Source organism: Luteibacter sp. HA06, assembly GCF_054061215.1.
The window spans coordinates 4,938,577-4,958,385 of the sequence record NZ_JBSSDZ010000001.1 but is presented as its reverse complement, the minus strand read 5'-3'; the positions used below and the strand labels follow the sequence as shown (position 1 = coordinate 4,958,385).

Annotated in this window: 15 protein-coding genes; 12 read left to right on the top strand and 3 right to left on the bottom strand. The window is 64.3% G+C overall.

Annotation, left to right across the window (positions count from 1 at the left end; translation table 11 throughout):
* Nucleotides 1–98 precede the first annotated feature (98 nt).
* The 3 genes from ACVWWJ_RS22795 to ACVWWJ_RS22785 are packed head-to-tail and all read left to right on the top strand — an operon-like array spanning nt 99 to nt 10,057.
* Entirely contained in the window at nt 99–4,388 is a 4,290-nt protein-coding gene (locus tag ACVWWJ_RS22795) for a YDG domain-containing protein (protein ID WP_456969607.1), read from the top strand.
* Nucleotides 4,294–8,325, top strand: coding sequence for a beta strand repeat-containing protein (locus ACVWWJ_RS22790; protein WP_456969762.1), 4,032 nt, complete (start codon nt 4,294–4,296; stop codon nt 8,323–8,325). Before ACVWWJ_RS22795 ends, ACVWWJ_RS22790 begins: the two co-directional genes overlap by 95 nt.
* Nucleotides 8,326–8,377: 52 nt before the next feature.
* On the top strand, nt 8,378–10,057 hold the full coding sequence (locus ACVWWJ_RS22785; protein ID WP_456969606.1) for a ShlB/FhaC/HecB family hemolysin secretion/activation protein: 1,680 nt from the start codon (nt 8,378–8,380) through the stop codon (nt 10,055–10,057).
* Nucleotides 10,058–10,133: 76 nt separating this feature from the next.
* Here the strand turns inward: ACVWWJ_RS22785 and ACVWWJ_RS22780 are convergent, their stop codons facing one another.
* Complete coding sequence (locus ACVWWJ_RS22780; protein WP_456969605.1) at nt 10,134–11,714, bottom strand: DHA2 family efflux MFS transporter permease subunit; 1,581 nt, start codon at nt 11,712–11,714, stop codon at nt 10,134–10,136.
* Between the two features lie 93 nt (nt 11,715–11,807).
* On the opposite strand from ACVWWJ_RS22780, the gene ACVWWJ_RS22775 reads away from it, so the two are divergent.
* Nucleotides 11,808–11,939, top strand: coding sequence for a hypothetical protein (locus tag ACVWWJ_RS22775; RefSeq protein ID WP_456969604.1), 132 nt, complete (start codon nt 11,808–11,810; stop codon nt 11,937–11,939).
* A gap of 18 nt (nt 11,940–11,957) precedes the next feature.
* On the opposite strand, the gene ACVWWJ_RS22770 is transcribed toward ACVWWJ_RS22775, so the two are convergent.
* Nucleotides 11,958–12,542, bottom strand: coding sequence for a methyltransferase family protein (locus ACVWWJ_RS22770; protein ID WP_456969603.1), 585 nt, complete (start codon nt 12,540–12,542; stop codon nt 11,958–11,960).
* A 135-nt stretch (nt 12,543–12,677) separates the two neighbouring features.
* Here ACVWWJ_RS22770 and ACVWWJ_RS22765 point away from each other — a divergent pair, with 135 nt between their 5' ends.
* Nucleotides 12,678–13,154 carry a VOC family protein gene (locus ACVWWJ_RS22765; protein ID WP_159896397.1) on the top strand — a complete coding sequence of 159 codons (477 nt, stop codon included), beginning with the start codon at nt 12,678–12,680 and terminating at the stop codon, nt 13,152–13,154.
* Between the two features lie 10 nt (nt 13,155–13,164).
* Here the strand turns inward: ACVWWJ_RS22765 and ACVWWJ_RS22760 are convergent, their stop codons facing one another.
* Nucleotides 13,165–14,043: an SDR family NAD(P)-dependent oxidoreductase gene (locus ACVWWJ_RS22760; RefSeq protein WP_456969602.1), complete on the bottom strand. Its 879-nt coding sequence runs from the start codon at nt 14,041–14,043 to the stop codon at nt 13,165–13,167.
* A gap of 102 nt (nt 14,044–14,145) precedes the next feature.
* Here ACVWWJ_RS22760 and ACVWWJ_RS22755 point away from each other — a divergent pair, with 102 nt between their 5' ends.
* From ACVWWJ_RS22755 to ACVWWJ_RS22725, 7 genes are all read left to right on the top strand, one after another.
* Complete coding sequence (locus tag ACVWWJ_RS22755) at nt 14,146–15,027, top strand: LysR substrate-binding domain-containing protein (RefSeq protein ID WP_159896393.1); 882 nt, start codon at nt 14,146–14,148, stop codon at nt 15,025–15,027.
* 66 nt (nt 15,028–15,093) lie between these two features.
* A complete protein-coding gene (locus ACVWWJ_RS22750) occupies nt 15,094–15,855 on the top strand; it encodes a DUF4339 domain-containing protein (protein ID WP_456969601.1) in 762 nt (253 codons plus the stop codon).
* Nucleotides 15,856–16,056: 201 nt separating this feature from the next.
* Nucleotides 16,057–17,427, top strand: coding sequence for an alpha-L-fucosidase (locus ACVWWJ_RS22745; RefSeq protein WP_456969600.1), 1,371 nt, complete (start codon nt 16,057–16,059; stop codon nt 17,425–17,427).
* Nucleotides 17,428–17,538: 111 nt separating this feature from the next.
* On the top strand, nt 17,539–17,805 hold the full coding sequence (locus ACVWWJ_RS22740) for a DksA/TraR family C4-type zinc finger protein (RefSeq protein WP_159896389.1): 267 nt from the start codon (nt 17,539–17,541) through the stop codon (nt 17,803–17,805).
* Nucleotides 17,806–17,851: 46 nt separating this feature from the next.
* On the top strand, nt 17,852–18,460 hold the full coding sequence (locus ACVWWJ_RS22735; RefSeq protein ID WP_456969599.1) for a histidine phosphatase family protein: 609 nt from the start codon (nt 17,852–17,854) through the stop codon (nt 18,458–18,460).
* Nucleotides 18,461–18,595: 135 nt separating this feature from the next.
* The gene (locus tag ACVWWJ_RS22730) at nt 18,596–19,426 is read left to right on the top strand and encodes an SDR family oxidoreductase (protein ID WP_456969598.1); all 831 of its coding nucleotides are present in this window, start codon (nt 18,596–18,598) and stop codon (nt 19,424–19,426) included.
* A gap of 84 nt (nt 19,427–19,510) precedes the next feature.
* Nucleotides 19,511–19,780, top strand: a complete 270-nt coding sequence (locus tag ACVWWJ_RS22725; protein WP_456969597.1) for a hypothetical protein — start codon at nt 19,511–19,513, stop codon at nt 19,778–19,780.
* Nucleotides 19,781–19,809: the final 29 nt, after the last annotated feature.

The following is a 19,809-nucleotide window of genomic DNA, read 5'->3' as shown; positions in this document are numbered from 1 at the left end:
TGCGCGGCCCGCAGGGGGGCCCAATAGCAACCATTCGACTCGGCAGCCGCTGGGTACGCCTCTGCTTGTGCATGCGCTCACGACCGAAGGTTGCTCGAATGAATCGTATTTATCGCCTGTGTTGGAACGTCGCCACCTCGCAGTGGGTCGCTGCCAGCGAACTCGCCCGCAACAGCCGTCCCGCGGCACGTTCCGGCTCCGCTGCGAAGGCCCCCCGCGCGGCGGCGATCGCCGTGAGCATCGCGCTGGCGCTAGGCGCAGCCAATGCAGCGCATGCCGGCCAGACGGGCGGACAGATCGTATCCGGTAGCGGTGCGATCAATCAGAACGGCGCGATCACTACGATCAACCAGAACAGCCAGCATCTCTCGCTGAACTGGCAGACCTTCGACATCGCGCCCAACGAGACGGTGAATTTCGTCCAGCCGGGTCGGGATGCCATCGCGGTCAACCGCATCCTCGGTAACAGCGCGTCGGCGATCGACGGCCACCTCAACGCCAACGGCCAGGTGTGGCTGATCAATCCGAATGGCGTGTTGTTCGGCCAGGGTTCGCAGGTGAACGTGGGCGGCCTCGTCGCTTCCACGCTCGATACTTCGGACAGCTCGCTCTCGTCAAACACGCGCAGCTTCAGCGGTAACGGCAAGGGCAGTGTCGTCAACAAGGGCTCCATCCGCGCGGCTAACGGCGGTTATGTCGCGCTGCTCGGCAACACGGTATCCAACCAGGGCAACATCAGTGCAACGCTCGGCACGGTAGCGATGGGTGGCGGCAGCGCCGTAACGCTGACCTTCCACGGCAGCCAGCTGCTTCACCTGCAGGTGGACCGCAGCACGCTGGACAACCTCGTAGAGAATCGCCAGCTGGTGCAGGCCGATGGCGGCCGCGTGTTCATGACGGCGGGTGCGGCGGACTCGTTGCTGGCCAGCACGGTGAATAACACGGGCGTCGTCCGTGCGCAGACCGTGGAGAACCATAACGGCCAGATCGTGCTGCTCGGCGGCATGCAGGCCGGTCACGTGAACGTGGAAGGCACGCTGGATGCCAGCGCGCCGAATGGCGGCAACGGCGGCAGTATCGAGACATCGGCGGCGTTTGCGCATATCGGCGCGGCGTCGATCAATGCGAGCGCGCCCAAGGGCAAGGCCGGCACGTGGCTGGTCGATCCGTATGACCTGACGATCGACGGCACCGCGGCGGCGACCATATCGAGCACGCTCGAGGGCGGGACCAACGTCACCGAAACGACGACGGCGACCGGTGCCTCCGGTCCTGGCATCCAGGATCCGAACGGCGTCGGCGAAATCAACGTCAACTCGGCGATCACCTGGAACAACGCGGCAGCGACGCTCACACTCGACGCGTACCGCGGCGTCAACGTCAACGCGCCCATCTCCGGTGCGGGCGCTGTCGTACTCAAGGCAGGCAGCGGTGGCACCGGCAACATCACGCTCGCCAGTGGCGGCACGATAGCTGGCGGCACGGGTGTCACGCTGACCGCCGCGAATGCGTTCATCAACAACGCGGGAGCCTCGGCGCTCAGTTCCGCGACGGGGCGCTGGCTGGTCTACTCCGCCAACCCGGCCGGGAATACCGCCGGCGGACTGAGCGCGGGATTCATCCAGTACAAGGCAGCCGCCGGCACCGCGCCGAACACGGTTGCGGCAGGGCTCAACGGCTTCCTCTACGCGCTCGCCCCAACCGTAACCGTGACCGGTCTGGTCGGTACCAGCGAGAAGGCCTACGACGCCTCCACGGGTAACGCGCCGCTGACCGATGCCAACCTGTCCCGCACCGGTTTCCTCAATGGCGAAAAATTCTCCCTTGTCGGTGCCGGCACCTATACATCGTCGGATGCGGCAAGCGGCATCAAGGTCACGGCATCGGGTAACGCAGCCAACTACACGTTCACCGACGCGACCGGCACCATTCCGGTGTTCGGCTATACGCTTGCCGGCCTGAACTCAAGCGCGAATATCGGTGTGATCGATCCGCGCCAGCTCACGATCAACATCGTCAACAATCCGACCAAGACCTACAACGCGACGACGACGGCGACGTTGCTCGCCAGCAACTACCAGATGCTCGGCCTGCAGGGCAGCGACGGAATCACCTTTGCCCAACCGAACACGGTGGGTTACGACTCCGCGGATGCCGGCGCCCGCACAGTCAATGCCACGTTTGTCAGCTCCAACTTCGTCGCAGCCAACGGCACCAAGTTCAGCAACTACGTGCTGCCGACCACTGCGACCGGTGCAGGTACCATCAACCAGGCCAAGGTGCAGCTCTCGGGCATCGTCGGATCGGACAAGGTCTACGACGGCACGGCCAACGACGCGCTGGATATCTCGCGCGCCAATATCTTCGGTGTGGTCGCCGGCGACAACGTCACCCTCGACAGCAGCCTGGGCGTCGGCATGTTCGCCGACGCGAACGTCGGCAACACGAAGGTCGTCAACCTGCAGGGTTTCACGCTGGCCGGCGGCAAGGCATCCAACTACCAGCTGGTGTATCCCCTCGATGTGCGTGGCTCGATCACGCGCAAGACGCTGACGATCAGCGGCGTCTCGGCTGCAGACAAGACGTATAACGCCAACACGGCGGCCATCCTGCAGTACACCAACCCGAGCCTGGTCGGTGTCGTCGCAGCGGACGCAGGAAATGGCATCGGCTTCACTAACGGCACGGGTGTCTTTGCCTCGCGCAACGTCGGTAACGGCATCGCCGTGACAGGCACGGGCTTCACGCTCACCGGCACAGGTGCCGGCAACTACGCGCTCGCCCAGCCGGGCGGGATGTCGGCAAACATCACGCCGGCTCCGCTGAACCTGACGATCACCGGCAACCCGACACGCGTCTATAACGGCTCGACCAATGCGAACATCACCACGGGCGACGTCACCATCCTTGGCTGGCAGGGCACCGAGGGCGGCAGCATCACCCAGAGCGCTGGCGCGAACTACGACAGCAAGGATGCCGGCAGCCGCACGGTGACCGCGCAGATCGAAGCCTCCGACTTCAACCTCAACAACGGTACGACGCTCTCGAACTACACCTTCCAGTCGAGCATCACCGGGCTGGGGACGATTGCGCAGGCGCCGCTGACGTGGCAGATCGTCGAAAACCCGACCAAGGTCTTCGACGGCAACTCCGATGCGACGCTGGGTGCTTCGAACTACCAGGTCTACGGCTTCATCGCCGGCGAAGGCGCCTCGGTGACGCAGACCCACGGTACCTATGAAACCGGTCACGCCGGCGTGCAGGGTGTGTCGGCCACGGTGACGCCGGGCGACTTCAACCCGCTTGCCGGTACCAACCTATCGAACTACATCCTGCCGTCGCTGATCAGTGGCTTCGGCACGATCACCCAGGCCGATGGCAGCAAGGTCACCGTGGTGATCACGGGGCGCCCGACGCGCATCTATGACGGTACGACCATAGCCACGCTGGTCCCGGGCGATTACACGGTGAGCACCGCCGCTGGATTCCCGAACGGCCAGGGCTTCACCATCTCCAAGACCACCGGCATCTACGCCAGCAAGAACGTCGGTGCGCAGCCGGTGACGGTGAACCTGACCCAGGCCGACTACGTGCCGTTCGGCGGCGCAGTCGCGTCCGATTACACCCCGTTCTCCACGGTGGCGTACGGCACGGGTGCGATCAACCCTGCACCGCTTACCGCGATCATCCAGGGTTCGCCGACCAAGGTTTACGACGGCACTACCTACGTGACACTCAACAAGAACAACTACGCCATCTCCGGCTTCGTTACCGGTGAAGGCGCCGATATCGTTCCGTCGAAGTCTGTCGCCTTCGATGACAAGAACGTCGGTACAGGCAAGACGATCACGGCCGAGATGGCCTTGACCTCCTACCTCGCGCATTCGAACACCGATCTGTCCAATTACACGCTGGATCTGGAGGCGACGGGCCCCGGATCGATCACAGCCGCGCCGCTTTACATCCTCGGCGTGTCGGCACAGAACAAGGTGTACGACACCAACACGAATGCGACGCTTAACAGCGGCAGTGCCTTCCTCTCCGGCCTGGTTGGATCGGACGCTGGCCAGGTGACCCTGGTGAAGGGCTCGACCGGCACCTTCGACAGCGAAAATGCCGGTGCACGTTCGGTCACCGCCCTTGGCTTCAGCATCACCGGCGCGGAGCAGGGCAACTACACCCTCGTGCCGCTGACGGGCCTTAGCGCGACGATTTCACCGTTCACGCTGAATATCCTCGGCGCGCAGGCCAACGGAAAGACGTATGACGGCACGACCGTCATCACGCTGAACAATTCAGGCACCTCGCTCGACAACGTCTTCGCTTCGGACTCCAGCCAGGTTTCCCTCGACTACTCGGCAGCCCACTGGCAGTACACGCTCGGCTAACGCAGCAACGGGGCTCGCCGTCACGACGCAGGGCTACAAGCTCAGTGGCGATCGCGCGGGTAACTACCAGGTCAACCAGGTCGGCGGCCTCACGGCGGATATCGCAAAAGCCCAGCTCACCGCCACAATCACCGGCAATCCGACGAAGCCGTACGACGGTTCGACATCGGTCACCCTGGTCGCGAACGATTACAGCCTCACCGGTTTCGCTACCGGTGAGAACGCGACGATTCCGCAGTCGTCGACCGCGTTGTACAACAGCGCAAACGCGGGCACGAATGTCGGCCTGCAGTCGACGCTCTCCGTGTCCGACTTCGTGGCCGCGACTGGCACCAATCTCGCCAACTACATCCTTCCTACCGGCGCCACCGGAACGCGTGGGACGATTACGCCCTTCGTCATCACCCTGGCGGGCGGTCGCGTCTATGACGCCACGACTATCGCGAATGCCGGACTGTTCACCAGCACCGGCCTGATCAACGGCGTCAACGGCGAGAAGATCAGCCTGGGTGGATTCGGCACGCTGGCCTCGAAGAACGTCGGTAACGAGAACCTCGCGGACGTCAGTACGTTCATCCTCGGCAACAACACCGGGCTGGCGCAGAACTATTCGGTAGTCGGCAGCGCCCTGATCACCAAAGCAAATCTCACGGTCGATGGCACGGTCGTCGCGACGCGCGACTACAACGCGACAAGGGGTGCGTCCCTGAGTGGCGCGAATCTCGTCGGAAAGTTCAGTTCCGACGACATCACGCTCAACAACACCACGGTCGGCACATTCAATAACAAGAACGCCGGCACCGGCAAGGCCGTCGCGAATACCATGAGTGTATCGGGCGCCGACATCGGTAACTACAACTTCACGGCACCGACCCTGACCGGAACCATCAATCCGCTCGGCATCGACGTGACGGCAACGGCGGCGAACAAAGTCTACGACGGGATAACCACGGCCAATGCGACGCTCGGGTCGACGGGCAGGCTCGGCACCGACGCCCTGACGTACAACTACGGAAGCGCCGACTTCGATACCAAGGACGTTGGCAACGGAAAGACGGTTACCGTCAACACCGTGACCCTCGGCGGCGCGGATGCCGGAAACTACACGGTGAAGAACACCACGCTCACGGCGCTGGCCAACGTTACCCCGCGTCCGGTCGATCTCACGGGTACCCGCGTCTACGACGCTGGTACGGATGTCACGGCGGCCATGCTCACCAATCCCACCCAGATCGCCGGTGTGAATGGCGAAACGCTGAAGGTGACCGGCACGGGAGTAACGAGCTCGAAGAACGTTGGTAACTACAAGGCCGGTACGGCGAACAATCTTGATATCTCGCAGTTCGTCCTGGCCGGCAATGGTACTGCTCTCGCCAGCAATTACACCTTCGTTGGCGGCTCGCAGACCTTCAGCATCACGCCGTACACGGTGGCCGTCGGTGCGACGGGTATCAACAAGGTATACGACGCCACGACAGGCGCCATGGTGACCCTGAACGCGCCGACGCTGCTCGGCACGGACTCGGTCAACTTCGCCTATGGCGGCGCCACGTTCTCGGATAAGAACGCGGGGACCGGAAAGACGGTCACTGTCACCGGGATCACCGCCAGTGGCACTGACGCTGCGAACTACACGTTCGCGCCGACGACAACGACTACGGCCGATATTGCGAAGCTGGCAATCGGCGGCACGATCACCGCGGCCGACAAGGTCTACGACGGCACGAAGGTAGCGACGACGCACGGCACCCTTGCCGGTGTGCTGCTTTCCGACGATATCGAGTACACGACGACGACAGGCGCGTTCCGCGACAAGAACGCCGACAGCAGCAAGCTCGTGGACGTAGCCGGCACGATTGGCGGCGTCGATGCAAACAACTACATCGTGACGTCGAATACGACGACGCTCGCTAGCATCACGCCGCTCGCGATCACGATCGGCGCCACAGCGAATGACAAGGTATACGACGGCAACACCACGGCTGTCGTGAACAACCTGACACCGACGGGATTCATCACCGGCGACATGATCTCGTTCCTCCCGGGCGCGGCGGACTTCAGTGATGCCAACGCGGCGAACGGCAAGCAGGTGACAGTCAACAACATTGCCGGCAGCGGTGCCGACATCGGCAACTACTCCTGGAACCACACGGCGACGACCACGGCCAATATCACGCCTTACGTCCTCAGCCTGCACGGCACGCGCGAATACGACGGATCGACGACGATCGCCGCGGCAGCCTTTGCCAGTGACTTCCAGGTTGCAGGCATCAATGGCGACACGCTCACCCTGAGCGGCGCTGGCTCGGTCGGCGACAAGAACGTCGGCACCGCCAAGCCGCTGACGTCGCTCGGCACCCTGGGCCTCCAGGGCAACGGCGCGGCGCTTGGCAGCAACTACACGCTCGTCGGCGGCACGAACGATGCCACCATCACGCCGAAGCAGATCGTGGTCGACGCCACGGGTTCCAATAAAGTCTACGATGGCAATACCCTGGCCGTCGCTGGACTGGGCTCCACGGGCGTGGTCACGAATGACCAGATCACCTTTGCCCAGGCAAGCGCGAACTACAGCGACAAGAATGCTTCGAATGGCAAGGTCATTACGGTCGACGGCATCACCGCGTCGGGTACCGACGCAGGCAATTACGTGTTCAACACCACGGCGCTGACGACGGGGAACATCACGCCGCTTGGCATCGCTGGAAACATCATCGCCGGTAACAAAACCTACGACGGCAACACGACGGCGCAGACCAGCGGCACGCTCACGGGTGTGCTTACCGGCGATCACCTCGGCGTGAGCACGCTGGGCGACTTCATCGACAAGAATGCCGGCAGCGGCAAGACGGTGAACGTTGCGGGCACCCTCACGGGTGCGGACGCGGGCAACTACACGCTGACCACCAACACGACCACGCTGGCCGACATCTTCAAGGTCGTGCTCAACCTCGACGGCACGCGTGTATACGACGGCAGCACGGTCGCCTCTGCGGGCATGTTCGGCAGCGCCGGCGTCATTGCCGGTGTGGCGGGTGAGAGTCTGATCCTCAGCGGCCAGGGCGTGCTCGGTAGCAAGAACGTCGCGACCGACCGGCCGCTGGCGGGTCTCGGGTCCCTCGCCCTCAACGATGACGGGGCAGGCCTCGCTTCCAACTACACGCTGGTCGGTGGCAACCACATCGCGACTGTGACGCCGCTTGGAATCAACGCGGGTATCTCGGCAGACGACAAGGTCTATGACGGGAACACGGGTGCTGTGACGCATGGCACGCTGAGCGGTGTGCTCGGCGGCGACCAGGTCAGCCTGGCGACCGGCGGCGCCTTCGTCGACAAGAATGCCGGCAACGGCAAGACGGTGGACGTGAACGGCACGATCTCTGGTGGCGATGCCGCTAACTACACGCTCATCTTCAACCCGACCACGACCGCCAGCATCACGAAGCGTCCGGTCATCGTCGATGCGCAGGGCACGGACAAGTTCTTCGATGGCAACACGACGGATCGTGCCACGCTCTCGAGCAGCGGCATCCTGCCGGGCGACGTGATCGCCTTCGGTGCCCTCAGTGCCTTGTTCGGCGATTCGGCGATCGGGCAGGGCAAGGCAGTGTCGGTCACCGGCATTTACGCCACGGGCGCCGACGCGGGTAACTACGCGTTCAACACCTCGGCCCAGACCACGGCCAGCATCAACCAGAGCTCATCGCAGGGTGCCTCCGCCATTGCGGTGACCCAGATCGACTCGGTGCTGGGACCGGACCTCATCGCCACGCCTTACGGCGTCGCCTCGAACGTCACGGTCGGCCCGTTCTCCGGAAATCACAAGAAGACCCGCCAGCCGGTCGAGAAGAACGTGCAGCGCGCGGACTTCGTGCCCGGCTTGTCGTTGCAGGTCGTCGATGGCGGTGTGCGGCTACCCGCGGATGCGATGCAGTGATGCATCGCACCGCCACGCACGACTTGGTCCCCTCTTTTGTATCGGTTTCCTGATGACCATGAACACTTTCTCCAGGCGCGCCACGAACCTGCTCGCCGCTTGCATCCTCCTCGCACTGTCGTCCACCGCGGCTGCGCAGGTACGACCACCGCAGAGCGGCGATCTGCTGCGCCAGGTGCCGGCTACACCGCAGCCGTCGAAGTCCGATGACACCGGGCTGAAGCTTGCACCGCATGCATCGACGGACCAGGGCGACAGCGCGCCATTCCACGTGACGACTATCCAGATCACTGGCGCTACGCTGATCCCTGCGGAACAACTGCACGCGCTCGTCGCTTCCGGCGAAGGCAAGGACATCACGCTGCGTGAGCTCAATGCGCTGGCCGATCGCATCACGGCGGAGTACCGCGCCAAGGGCTATCCCCTGACGCTGGCCTATGTACCTGCGCAGACGCTCAGTGGCGGCACGGTCCGTATCGCCGTGCAGGAGGCACGTCTGGGCAAGGTGGTGCTCGAGAACCACAGCACGACGCACGATGGTCCGCTGAAGGCCACGCTCGATCCGCTCACCAGCGGCGCACCGATCACCTCGCACGGCTTCGATCGCAGCCTGCTGCTGCTCGGCGATATCCCCGGCGTACTAGAGACCTCCGCGCTCCGTCCCGGCGACGAGCCGGGCACCTCCGACCTTGCCGTTCGCACGGACGACCGCCCTCGTTATACCGGCCTTGTCGCGCTGGACGACTACGGTAACCAGTACACGGGCCGTGCCCGTCTCACCGGCACCTTCAACGTCAACGGCCTGCTCCACCAGGGTGACCTTCTCGACGCGACGGCGCTGTCGGCCGGCTCGAACATGAACTACGGTCGCCTTGGCTATCGCTATCTGCTCAACGGCCAGGGCACCGTGCTCGGTGCGTCGGTCTCCGCGCTTGATTACAAGCTCAAGGGTGACCTGCGAGTTCTCGACGCGCATGGTACGGCCCAGGTGGCGAGCCTGTTCGTCAGCCAGCCGTTCATCCGTTCCACGGACGGCAACCTGTACGGCCAGCTCGGCTACGACCGTCGTCACCTCAACGATTCGATCGACATCGTCGGCATTCGGACGCTGCGCCACACCTACGGGTGGACGGCCACGCTGGCGGGTGACCAGCGCGATGCGCATGGCGTGACCAACTTCAACATCGCCGCGACCTACGGTTTGCTCGGTTTCGACGATGCGTTCGCGCAGTTCATCGACGCCATCAGTGCGCAGACCAGGGGCCACTACCTGAAGTACACGGTCTCCGTCGCGCGTCTGCAGCAGTTGTCCGAGAACAACGCCGTATACCTGGGTTTCCAGGGTCAGTGGGCGAACAAGAATCTGGACACCGCGGAGCAGTTCTACCTGGGCGGCGCCAACAACGTGCGTGGCTACGACACCGGCGTGCTGGCCGGCAGCCAGGGCCAGATGGTGAACCTCGAGTTTCGTCGCACGTTGCATATCGGCATGCCGGGCAGCTGGACGGCGCTGGCGTTCGCCGATGCCGGCCGGGTGAGCGTCTACAAGGATGGCTTCGCCCCAGGCACGAACAGCGCGCATACGCAGGATATCGGCCTGGGCATGCGCTGGCAGGGTGACGACCAGTGGTCGCTCAGCGCGGATGTGTCGCACCCGATCGGCGCGCGTCCGGCTCTGGCCGGTGAATCGCACGATATGCGCGCTTGGGTTCAGGTCCAGAAGGGTTTCTGACGCACAAGCATCGCCGCTGAAGCGGCTCCCACAAGAGCGTCCCGCACGGCAGGGGACTGCCCCTGTGGGAGCCGCTTCAGCGGCGATCCCGCGGCAGCGGGCCAGTTTGCGGCCGATCAGCCTTCACGGCAGGCCGGATCAACACCCCCGCCGCCACCGCCGATAAAACCGCCAGCCCCGCCGACAACACCATCACCCGCCGAAACCCGGCAACGAACGCCGCGTCGACAGCCTGCCGCGCCGCCTCGTTCGTCACCTCGATGCCCGCCAGCTTCGCCTTCTGCGCCATCACGCTCTGCACGACGTCCGCCGGTACGCCCGAAGCGAGCCCCGCCTGCAGCGCCGTATTGAAACCCTGTGTAAGCACGATGCCGAACACCGCGATGGCAAGCAGGCCGGCCACGCGGGACACGGCGTTATTCACGCCGGAGGCGGTGCCGGCGAGTCCCGGGCTCAGCGCGTTCATTACCGTCGTCGTCAGCGGTGCGATAGTGATGCTCATGCCCAGGCCCAGCACGCACGCGGCCGGAAAGAACGTCGTCCAGTACGAGCCGCCAACGCCGGGCAACGCATAGAGCGCAAAACCGACGCCGGCAATCGTCGGCCCGACGATCAGCGGTATGCGCGCACCCATGATGTCGACCAGCCGCCCGGTCCACCGCGACAGCAGGAACATGATCGCGATGAAAGGCAGCAACGACGCACCCGCGCCGGTGGCCCCATAGCCCTGCACCTGGATAAGGTTCAGTGGTACGAAGAAAAGGCTGCCGCCGAGCGAGGCGTAGAGAAGCAGCGTCAGGATGTTCGCCCCGGCGAAGTCGCGGTCGCGGAACAGCCCGAGCGGAAGCATCGGCTCGGCGATGCGCATCTCGACGACAACGAAGACGATCAGCGCAATCACGCCGATAACGAGGGATGCGATCACGGCCGGCGAGAGCCACCCATGCATCGGTGCCTCGATGAATGCGTAGACAACGCCAGCCAGCCCGATCGTCGCAAGCACGGCACCGAGGATATCGACGCGTCCGGCCTCTTTTCCCCGGCTCTCGGGTACGCGCCAGTAACAGATGGTGACCAGTGCGATGCCCAGCGGCAGGTTGACCAAAAATGCCCAATGCCACGACACGTGTTCGACGAGGAAGCCGCCGAGTACCGGACCGATCGCCGCCGTGATGCCGCTGAAAGCCGACCAGGTTCCAATGGCCGCACCACGGCGCTCCTTCGGGTACGCGGAGGTGATCAGGGAAAGACTCCCCGGAATAAGGAGGGCGGCACCGGCACCCTGCACCGCGCGCATGCCGATCAGCCAGGCGACGCTCGTCGACGCGGCGCAGCCGAGGGAGGCGAGCGTGAAGACGACCGCACCGATGACGAACACGCGCCGCCGCCCGTAGTGATCGCCGAGCACGCCGCCAACCAGCAACAGCGCCGAGACGAGCAGGGCGTAGCTCTCCATCACCCACTGTGCGTCGGCCGTGGTCGCGTTCATGGCGCGCTGGATCGCGGGCAGGGCGACGTTGACGATGGTGCCGTCGACAAAGGCCATGCCGGAGCCGACCACCGCAGCGACGAGCGTCCAGCGTCGGGCGGCTTCGCTGCAGTCGACGGCGTCGCTGCCGGTGAGGTTGTCGCAGGGTGAGGCGGCAGAGGCAGTCATCGGCGCAGCCTAGCGCGAACCGGGCGCTGCCGCCTTGGACGTGACGTTGACGACAGAAGTGCTCTGCTGGGCGTTCGCGACGCGGAGCCCCTCATGAAAGAGTCCGATACATACGACGAACCCACGACCGGATCCGGTGACCCGAACCACGGCGAGGGCCCCAAGCCCGTCGAACCGGTCAATACGGGCTCCGGCGACCCACAGCACAAGCCGGATAAGGAGTGACGCCAGCGGTGCGTTGACTCAGAGGATGCCGGGCAAGAGCGCCTTGGTGCGGTGTCGGTATGCCGCGTATGCAGCCCCGAACGTCTCCCCGAGCATGCGTTCCTCCATGCGCAGCTTGCGCCAGAACGAAGCGAAGACGATCAGCACGGCGAAGATGCCACGCACGTCGCCCACCTTCACCGCGGAGCCGATGAAGGCCAGCAGGATGCCCGTGTAGATGGGATGGCGAATGTAACGATAAGGGCCAGCTTCGATGAGCTCGTGGTCGCGCTTGATCTGGACCACGCTGCTCCAGTTACGCCCGAGCGCAACGCGCGACCAGATGGCCAGGGCAACACCCATCACGACAAGTACCAGGGCGGCAGCGAAGAACGGCACGGTGTGCGGCACGATGCCCTCGCGCAGCCAGGTGTGGCCATACCATTCGCCAGGCCCGAGCAGGAGGAACGCCGCGGCCAGCGGAAGCCAGTAGAGGGCGAGCCGGGTCAGCCAGGGTTCGCCGCGCGCCGCCGCCTTGTTACCCCAGGCGCTCCACACCCAAAACACCAGCAAAACCCACCAGGCGGCATCGATGCCGTGCTTGAGCCAGTCTTCCGTCGTCATGGTCGTTCTCCTTGTCCCGGTGCATCCTAAGAGCCGGCGGGTTTGCCGGCACCTGCCGGAAGACCTGTCGATTCGCGCCCGGCCCGTTCGACGTTTCCATGAAGGGCCACTCCACGGCCCCGGAGGAGAAACACCATGTCAGGCCGTTTCCAGCGCATCACCCCGTTCCTTTGGTTCGACACCCAGGCCGAGGAAGCCGCTAGCTACTACGTCTCGATCTTCCCGAACTCGCGGATTACCAGCGTCACGCGGTATACGAAGGAATCATCGGAAGCTTCCGGGCGTCCCCTCGATTCGGTCATGACCGCCGCTTTCGAACTCGACGGCCAGCAGGTTACGGCGCTCAATGGTGGGCCGCATTTCAAATTCAACGAAGCGGTGTCGCTGGTTGTGCGCTGCCACGACCAGACCGAGATCGATCACTACTGGAACACGCTTTCCGCCGGTGGCGATCCGAACGCGCAGGCCTGTGGCTGGCTCAAGGACAAGTACGGCTTGTCCTGGCAGATCGTGCCGGCCGACATCGAGGCCCTGGTGCAGAGCCCCGGATCGGTGGCCGCCCTCATGCAGATGAAGAAGATCGACATTGCAGCGATGAAGGCGGCAGCCTGAGTCGCTCGCGTTACGCCTGCTTCCAGGCGGCGGCTGTCTCGCGGACGAAATCGCGGTAATTGCGCGGTGCGCGCCCGAGCAGCGAGGTCATGATGTCGGTCGCGGAGGCTTTCGCCAGCATGCCGTCGGACTGGAAGCGGGCGAGCATCAGGCGCAGGTCGTAAGCCGCCCAGCCTGGGGCGTTGCGCGCGATGGCGGCCTCGGCGGCGTCGAGATCGTCGCCGCCGTACGAGACGGGGCGACCCAGCGCCTCACTCCAGATGCGCGCAGCCGACTCACCGGTAAGCGCATCGGGGCCCGCTAGTTCGATCACTTCACGCGGTAGCGCGCCTGCCGTCCGCTCGCGACGGAGCAGGGCGGCAGCGGCGATATCCGCGATGTCGCGGATGTCCACCATCGACACCCCCACATTGCCCAACGCCATCGGATACACGCCATGTTCGGTGAGTGGCACCTGCAGGCTCGCGTCGTTCTGCATGAAGTACGAAGGGCGCAGTACGGTCACCGGCAGGTCGAACTGTTCGATCGCCCGCTCGATCGTGTACTTCACGGCAAAGTGCGGCACGTCGGTAAAGCGATCGCCGTTGAGTACGGACAGGTAGACGATGCGACGGATGCCGGCGTCGCGGGCCAGGGCCAGCGTTGCCAGGCCCTGGGTGAGCTCATCCGGCACGACGGCGTTGAGCAGGAACAGGGTGTCGACGTCTTTGAGGGCGGCGCGGACGGATGCAACGTCGGTAAGATCGCCGGCGACAGCACGGACGCCCTTGGGCGCCTTGAGCTTGTCGGGGTTGCGTGTGAGCGCGCGGACATCGGCGCCGGCCTCGGCAAGGCGCGCTGCGACGGCGGAACCGATGTTACCCGTGGCGCCAGTGACAAGAATGCTCATGATCGGAATCCTAAGTGGGGTGGATGAACCCAAGATTGGGCGTTCCATCCGGGATACGAAAGCCGCAGAATCGGGACACCTCGTCTCGCTGGCGGAACACCTATGGACCTCCTTGCCCTTGCCGACTTCGATGTCGTGGCGCTGCACGGCGGCTTCGGGGCGGCCAGCCGCGCGACCGGCCGACCCAAGGCCACGCTCTCGCGCCGGGTTCGTGAGCTTGAGGACGGCCTCGGCGTCCGGCTCATCGAGCGCGGCGCCCGGCCGTTCCGGCTGACCGAAGAAGGGGCGACCCTGCACGCTGAGGCCCACGCGATGCTTGGCCGCATCGAGGACATCGCCGAGGGCCTGGTCGCCCGCACGGGTGCGCCGCGCGGCGCGCTCCGGGTCAGTGCTCCCGTGCTATTTGCGCATCGGGGCCTCGGGCGGCTCGCGGCGCGGTTTGCGATGGACTATCCCGCCGTGCATCTCGAGGTCGTCATCGACGATCGCTTCGTGGATCCGCTGAAGGAAGGCTTCGATGTCGTCATCCGTGCGAACCCCGCACCGTCGACCGAACTCGCTGGCCGTTGCTTCCTGCGCGATCGCCTGGTGGTAGCTGCGGCGCCTTCGCTGGTCCAGCCCGAAGATGGCGATTCCTTTCCCGCGATCATCCTGGGCGAAGCCCAGTTAGCGGCATGGCGACTGACCTCTGGCGAGCGAACGAAGACCATGCTGCCGCGGGAGATGATGCGCCTCTCTTCCATGGCGCTGATATACGACGCGGTGCGCGAAGGCGCTGGCGCCGCGATGATGCCTGCCTCCCTCATCCGTGACGATCTGGCCAGCGGTGCGCTTACCTCGTGGGGCGAGGTGGATGGCCGTTCCATTGAAGTGTGGGCGCTGTATCCGCCGCAACGGCATGTGTCGGGTAAGGTGTCTGCCTTCGTCGGCATGCTCGTCGACCACTTCCACGATGCGTCACCCACGCACTTCGACAGCCTCTGACGACACCGGTGCCGCTCTGTATGATGGCCGCGCGGTGACCCACTACACGGAAACAGGGGCAGGACATTGGAAGACGCACAGATCTGGCTCGGCCTGAACGGCCAGCGCTTCGGACCGTATACGCTCGCCACTGTCCAGCGCTGGCAGAGGCAGGGCCTGCTCGACAGCGGTAGCCTCTGCTGGCGCGAAGGCATGATCGAATGGCTGCCGCTGGATACGTTCCTGCGCGAGAACGCGAGTGCGTCCGCGACCGCCTTCAGTGAGCCGCCGTCCTTCGAGGTGCCACCACCCGGGCTCACGCCGCGCGCGCCGATCGCCGTGGTGACACGAGACGAATTTCCCATAGCGCCGTCGCTGCACTGGGGTTGGGTAGCCTTGCTCAGCGTGCTGACGCTGGGCATCTTCGTGCTGATCTGGATGTTCGTGCAGTCGGTATGGGTCAAGAAGATCGACCCGCGCAGCGGCGCGACGACGTATTTCATCATCGCGGTCTTCTGCGGCGTGATCGGCGGCTTCTTTGGCTCCGCGTCGGTCGCGAACTACGGTCTGCAACTGGTCGACATCGTGTTCGTGTACATGGGTTACTTCTCGATGTCGTCGTCGTTGAAGCGCTTCGGCATCGAACGCGGCCTGCCGATGGAGATCGGCGGCGTCACCCTGTTCTTCTTTACCACGTGGTATCTGCAAGGCCAGCTGACCCGCATCGCCAACTGGCAGCGCACCGGCGTGATCGAGGATGCCCCGAAGGGGATTTTCTGGGTGATCTACGCGGTACTGATGGTGCTGTTGCTGCTTCTGGTTGTCGCGGCCGTCCAATTGTTTCACTGAAATGTTCCGATGAGCATCACGGAATTCATCGCCGTGGTTTGACAGCCGCGACAATGCGGGCGAAAGTCGGTCGTCATCCCATGCGGAGTGCGACCGTTGAACCGACGTGAATTTGCCAAAGCGCTGGCTGTTGCCAGCGTGATCGGAAGTGGAGCGTGGTCCGCATCGCGGGCGAAGGCAGCCGCGACTTCGGTGGCGGCCATGCCAGCAGGCAAACACGTCGTCGTGAATCCGCAACGACTGCAAGCCCTTCAGCAAGCCTTCCTCGACCTGCGCTTCGGCATGTTCATCCACTTGAACATGGCTACCTTCGAGGAGCGCGAGTGGGGTGATCCCCTGCTGTCGCCGAAGCTCTTCGACCCGAAACACCTGGACACGGACCAGTGGGCGCACGCGGCGAAGTCGGCCAACATGGGCTACGCGTGCTTCACCACCAAGCATCACGACGGCTTCTGCCTCTGGCCCACGAAGACCGGCAGCGCGAACATCATGCAGTCGTCGTACCCGCACGATGTGGTGCAGCGTTACGTGGATTCGTTCCGCAAGGCGGGACTGAAGGTCTGTTTGTACTTCTCGATTCTCGACCTCCGCGCCGATATCCGTGCGCGCACGGTGACGCCGGAGAAGATCGCCCTGATCAAGGCGCAGCTCACCGAGATCCTCACCCAGTACGGGCCGCTCACGGCTTTGATCCTCGACGGGTGGAACGCCGCATGGTCGCGCATTTCGTATGCCGAGCTGCCGTATCGGGAGATCTACGACCTGGTGAAGACATTGCAGCCGGATTGCCTGGTCACCGACCATAACGCCGGAAGCTATCCCGGCACGGCGCTCTACTACACCGACATCAAGCAGTACGAGCAGCATGCCGGGCAGAAGATTCCGCCCAACAGCCCGGTGCCGTCGCAGTCGGGCACGACCCTGCAGAGCGACTGGTTCTGGAAGAAGGCGTATCCGACCTCCGAACTGGCTTCTGCCAGCACCATCGTCAACGAATGGCTGGTGCCCTTCAACGAGAACCACTGCAACCTGATTCTCAACGTGGCACCCAACCGCGATGGCCGCTTCGACGACAACGCGGTTGCCCGCCTCGCCGAAATCGGCAAGCTCTGGAAGAACACGGGTCCGGCGCCGGCCATCGGTCGTTCGGTCACCATCACCACGCCCGACCTCGCTGCCGGCAAGCCGGCCTGGGCCAGCGCGAGCGATGAAGCCGTGGGCCCCGACCAGGCGTTCGACGACAACTTCCGTAGTTACTGGCTGGCCGATCGCGGCAAGACCGAGGCATGGATCGAGGTTCGCTTCGAACAGCCGGTGGCGTTCAACACGGTGTCGATCGTCGAGGCTTTGGGTGCGGAAGGCTATGGCGATGTGAGTCGTATCGCTGGGTACAAGGTCGAAGTGGAGCGGGATGGCGCGTGGGTTGCGATCGCTTCAGGAGCGCAGCCGGTGCACTACCAGTTTCATGAGATTCCGCGGACGACGGCGAGTCGCGTTCGGTTGAGCGTTTCCGGGCAACAGCCGGGGATTACGGAGTTCGGTATTTACGATGAGCCGCGGGGCGGCGCGTAAAAGCCTCGCCGATGGATGCTCGCGACACCCCTCACCCGATCATCACGCCCTTTCAAACCACCCCGTGACCACCATATGGGTAACCAGCAACAAGCCACCGGGAGGTACCCCATGGCAACCGGATGGGCCGGCGATACCGCCGTGCAGGACCAGATCGACGCGACCATCGACGACGCGGTGAAGCGCGCACGCAGCCACCTGCCCAAAGGGCCGAGCCTCGAGCGCTGCGAGGAATGTGACAAACCGATTCCCGAAGCCCGCCGCAAGGCTGTGCCGGGCGTGCGGCTGTGCGTGGCCTGCCAGGAACAGGCCGACCACGACGCGGCCAGCTTCGCCGGCTACAACCGGCGAGGCAGCAAGGACAGCCAGCTACGTTGAACGTTCTAAACTATCCGGATCCCCACGCCCACACGGATTCCACGCGATGCTCGAACACCTGATCCTGGCCCGCCATGGCGAGACGGAATGGAATGTCGCGCGCCGTGCCCAGGGACGCGCCGACAGCCCGCTCACACCCGCTGGCATCGAGCAGGCGCGAGCCCTCGGTCGCACACTCGCGGCACGGGGTGTCGAGCACATTGTTTCGTCAACGCTGGGTCGTGCCAGGCACACGGCGGCTGTCGTGGCGGAGATCATTGGCTGTGAGGTCAGCTACGACGAACGCCTTGTCGAACGCGCTTTCGGTGAGCTCGAAGGCCGCTCTGTCGCGGATGCGCTGGCCGAAGACCCGGCATGGGCGGAGGTCGTCCGCGGCCATGATCCACTCGTCGCGGCCGGCGGCAGCGAATCCCTGCAGGACGTCGCACGACGCGCGCTGCCCGCACTCGAGGCCATTTGCGCGCTGCCCTATCGCAGTGTCGCCGTGATCACGCACGGGCATTGCCTGACGGCCCTGTTGGGCGCCCTGCGCGACGGCGGTGACTACGCCAGCTACCGCCATGGTAACTGCGCATACACGCCACTCATGGTCGCGGGTGGGGCGTACATAGTGGATCGCTGGAACCTCGACAGCCAGGTGCTTGTCGACGCCTGATTCGCCGATATCGAGCGATTGTGCTGTCTGGTGCATCGATTCATCCGCGATCCGGCGGATAGTCCTGTCGGGCATTCGCCCTTAGCTTTCCCCATGAGTTGCCGCTATCCCGCGGCACGACCCATGAGGTGAGACATGAGCAAGACCTGGTTCATTACCGGCACGTCCTCCGGCTTCGGCCGCCAGCTGACAGAGAAACTGCTCGAGCGCGGTGATCGCGTGGCGGCCACGTTACGCAAGGCGGGCGCCCTGAACGATCTCAAGGCGTCGCACGGCGATCGGCTCTGGACCACATCGATGGACCTGACCGACACGGCCTCCATCCGGCGCAGCATCGACGATGCCTTTGCCGCCTTCGGCCATATCGATGTGATCGTCAACAATGCGGGCTACGGCCTGTTCGGGACCGCCGAGGAAGTCACCGACGCGCAGATCCGCCACGTGCTCGACACCAATCTGATCGGCTCGATCCAGGTGATCCGCGCGGCCATCCCTAAGCTCCGCGCCCAGGGTGGCGGACGCGTCGTGCAGGTGTCGTCGGAGGGCGGCCAGATCGCCTATCCCAACTTCAGCCTCTATCACGCGTCCAAGTGGGGTATCGAAGGCTTCGTCGAGAGCGTGCTGCAGGAAGTGGCCTCGTTCGGCATCGACTTCCTGATCGTCGAGCCCGGCCCGTCGAAGACCGACTTCGGCAAGGGTCTGGTCAGCCCCGAGCCTATGGCGATCTACGACGACACCCCGGCGGGTGAGCTTCGCCGCGGCATCGCCTCGGGTGCTTTCGCTTTGCGCGGCAATCCCGAAAAGATGGTGGACACGATGATCGCCACGATCGATGCCGCCGTCATGCCACGTCGCCTCACGCTCGGCGGCGACGCCTACGCGCACATCGAAGCCGGACTGAGCGCAAGACTGGACGAACTTCGTGCGCAGCGCGAGGTGGCTTACGCCGCGGACGACGACACGTAACCTCAGCTGTAACAAAAGAGAAATAACTGATTACAAACGGGTTTTCTAAAGTAGGGTGACGACTGGGTCGCGCGATGCGAAGGCATGCGGGTGCGCTTCAATGCGATGAGCGGCAATCTGTTCGACGAGAGCGATCGCGCACGCGGTGGCATCGATAGCGAGGACCGTCACGGTCACCAGCGATTCTTTCCGATCACCACCGTGGCCGTCGGCGTCGCCTGCTTTGTCGATGCCTATCCGGTGGATCCTGAAACAGTCGCCAGCCTCGCCGCGTCAGCCAAACGCGTGGCGAAGAACACGGGTACCGGCCTGCACATGGTGACCTATGAAACGCAGGTTTCGGTTGTCGTGTAACCAAAGGTTCAAGCTACTGAAATAAAAGC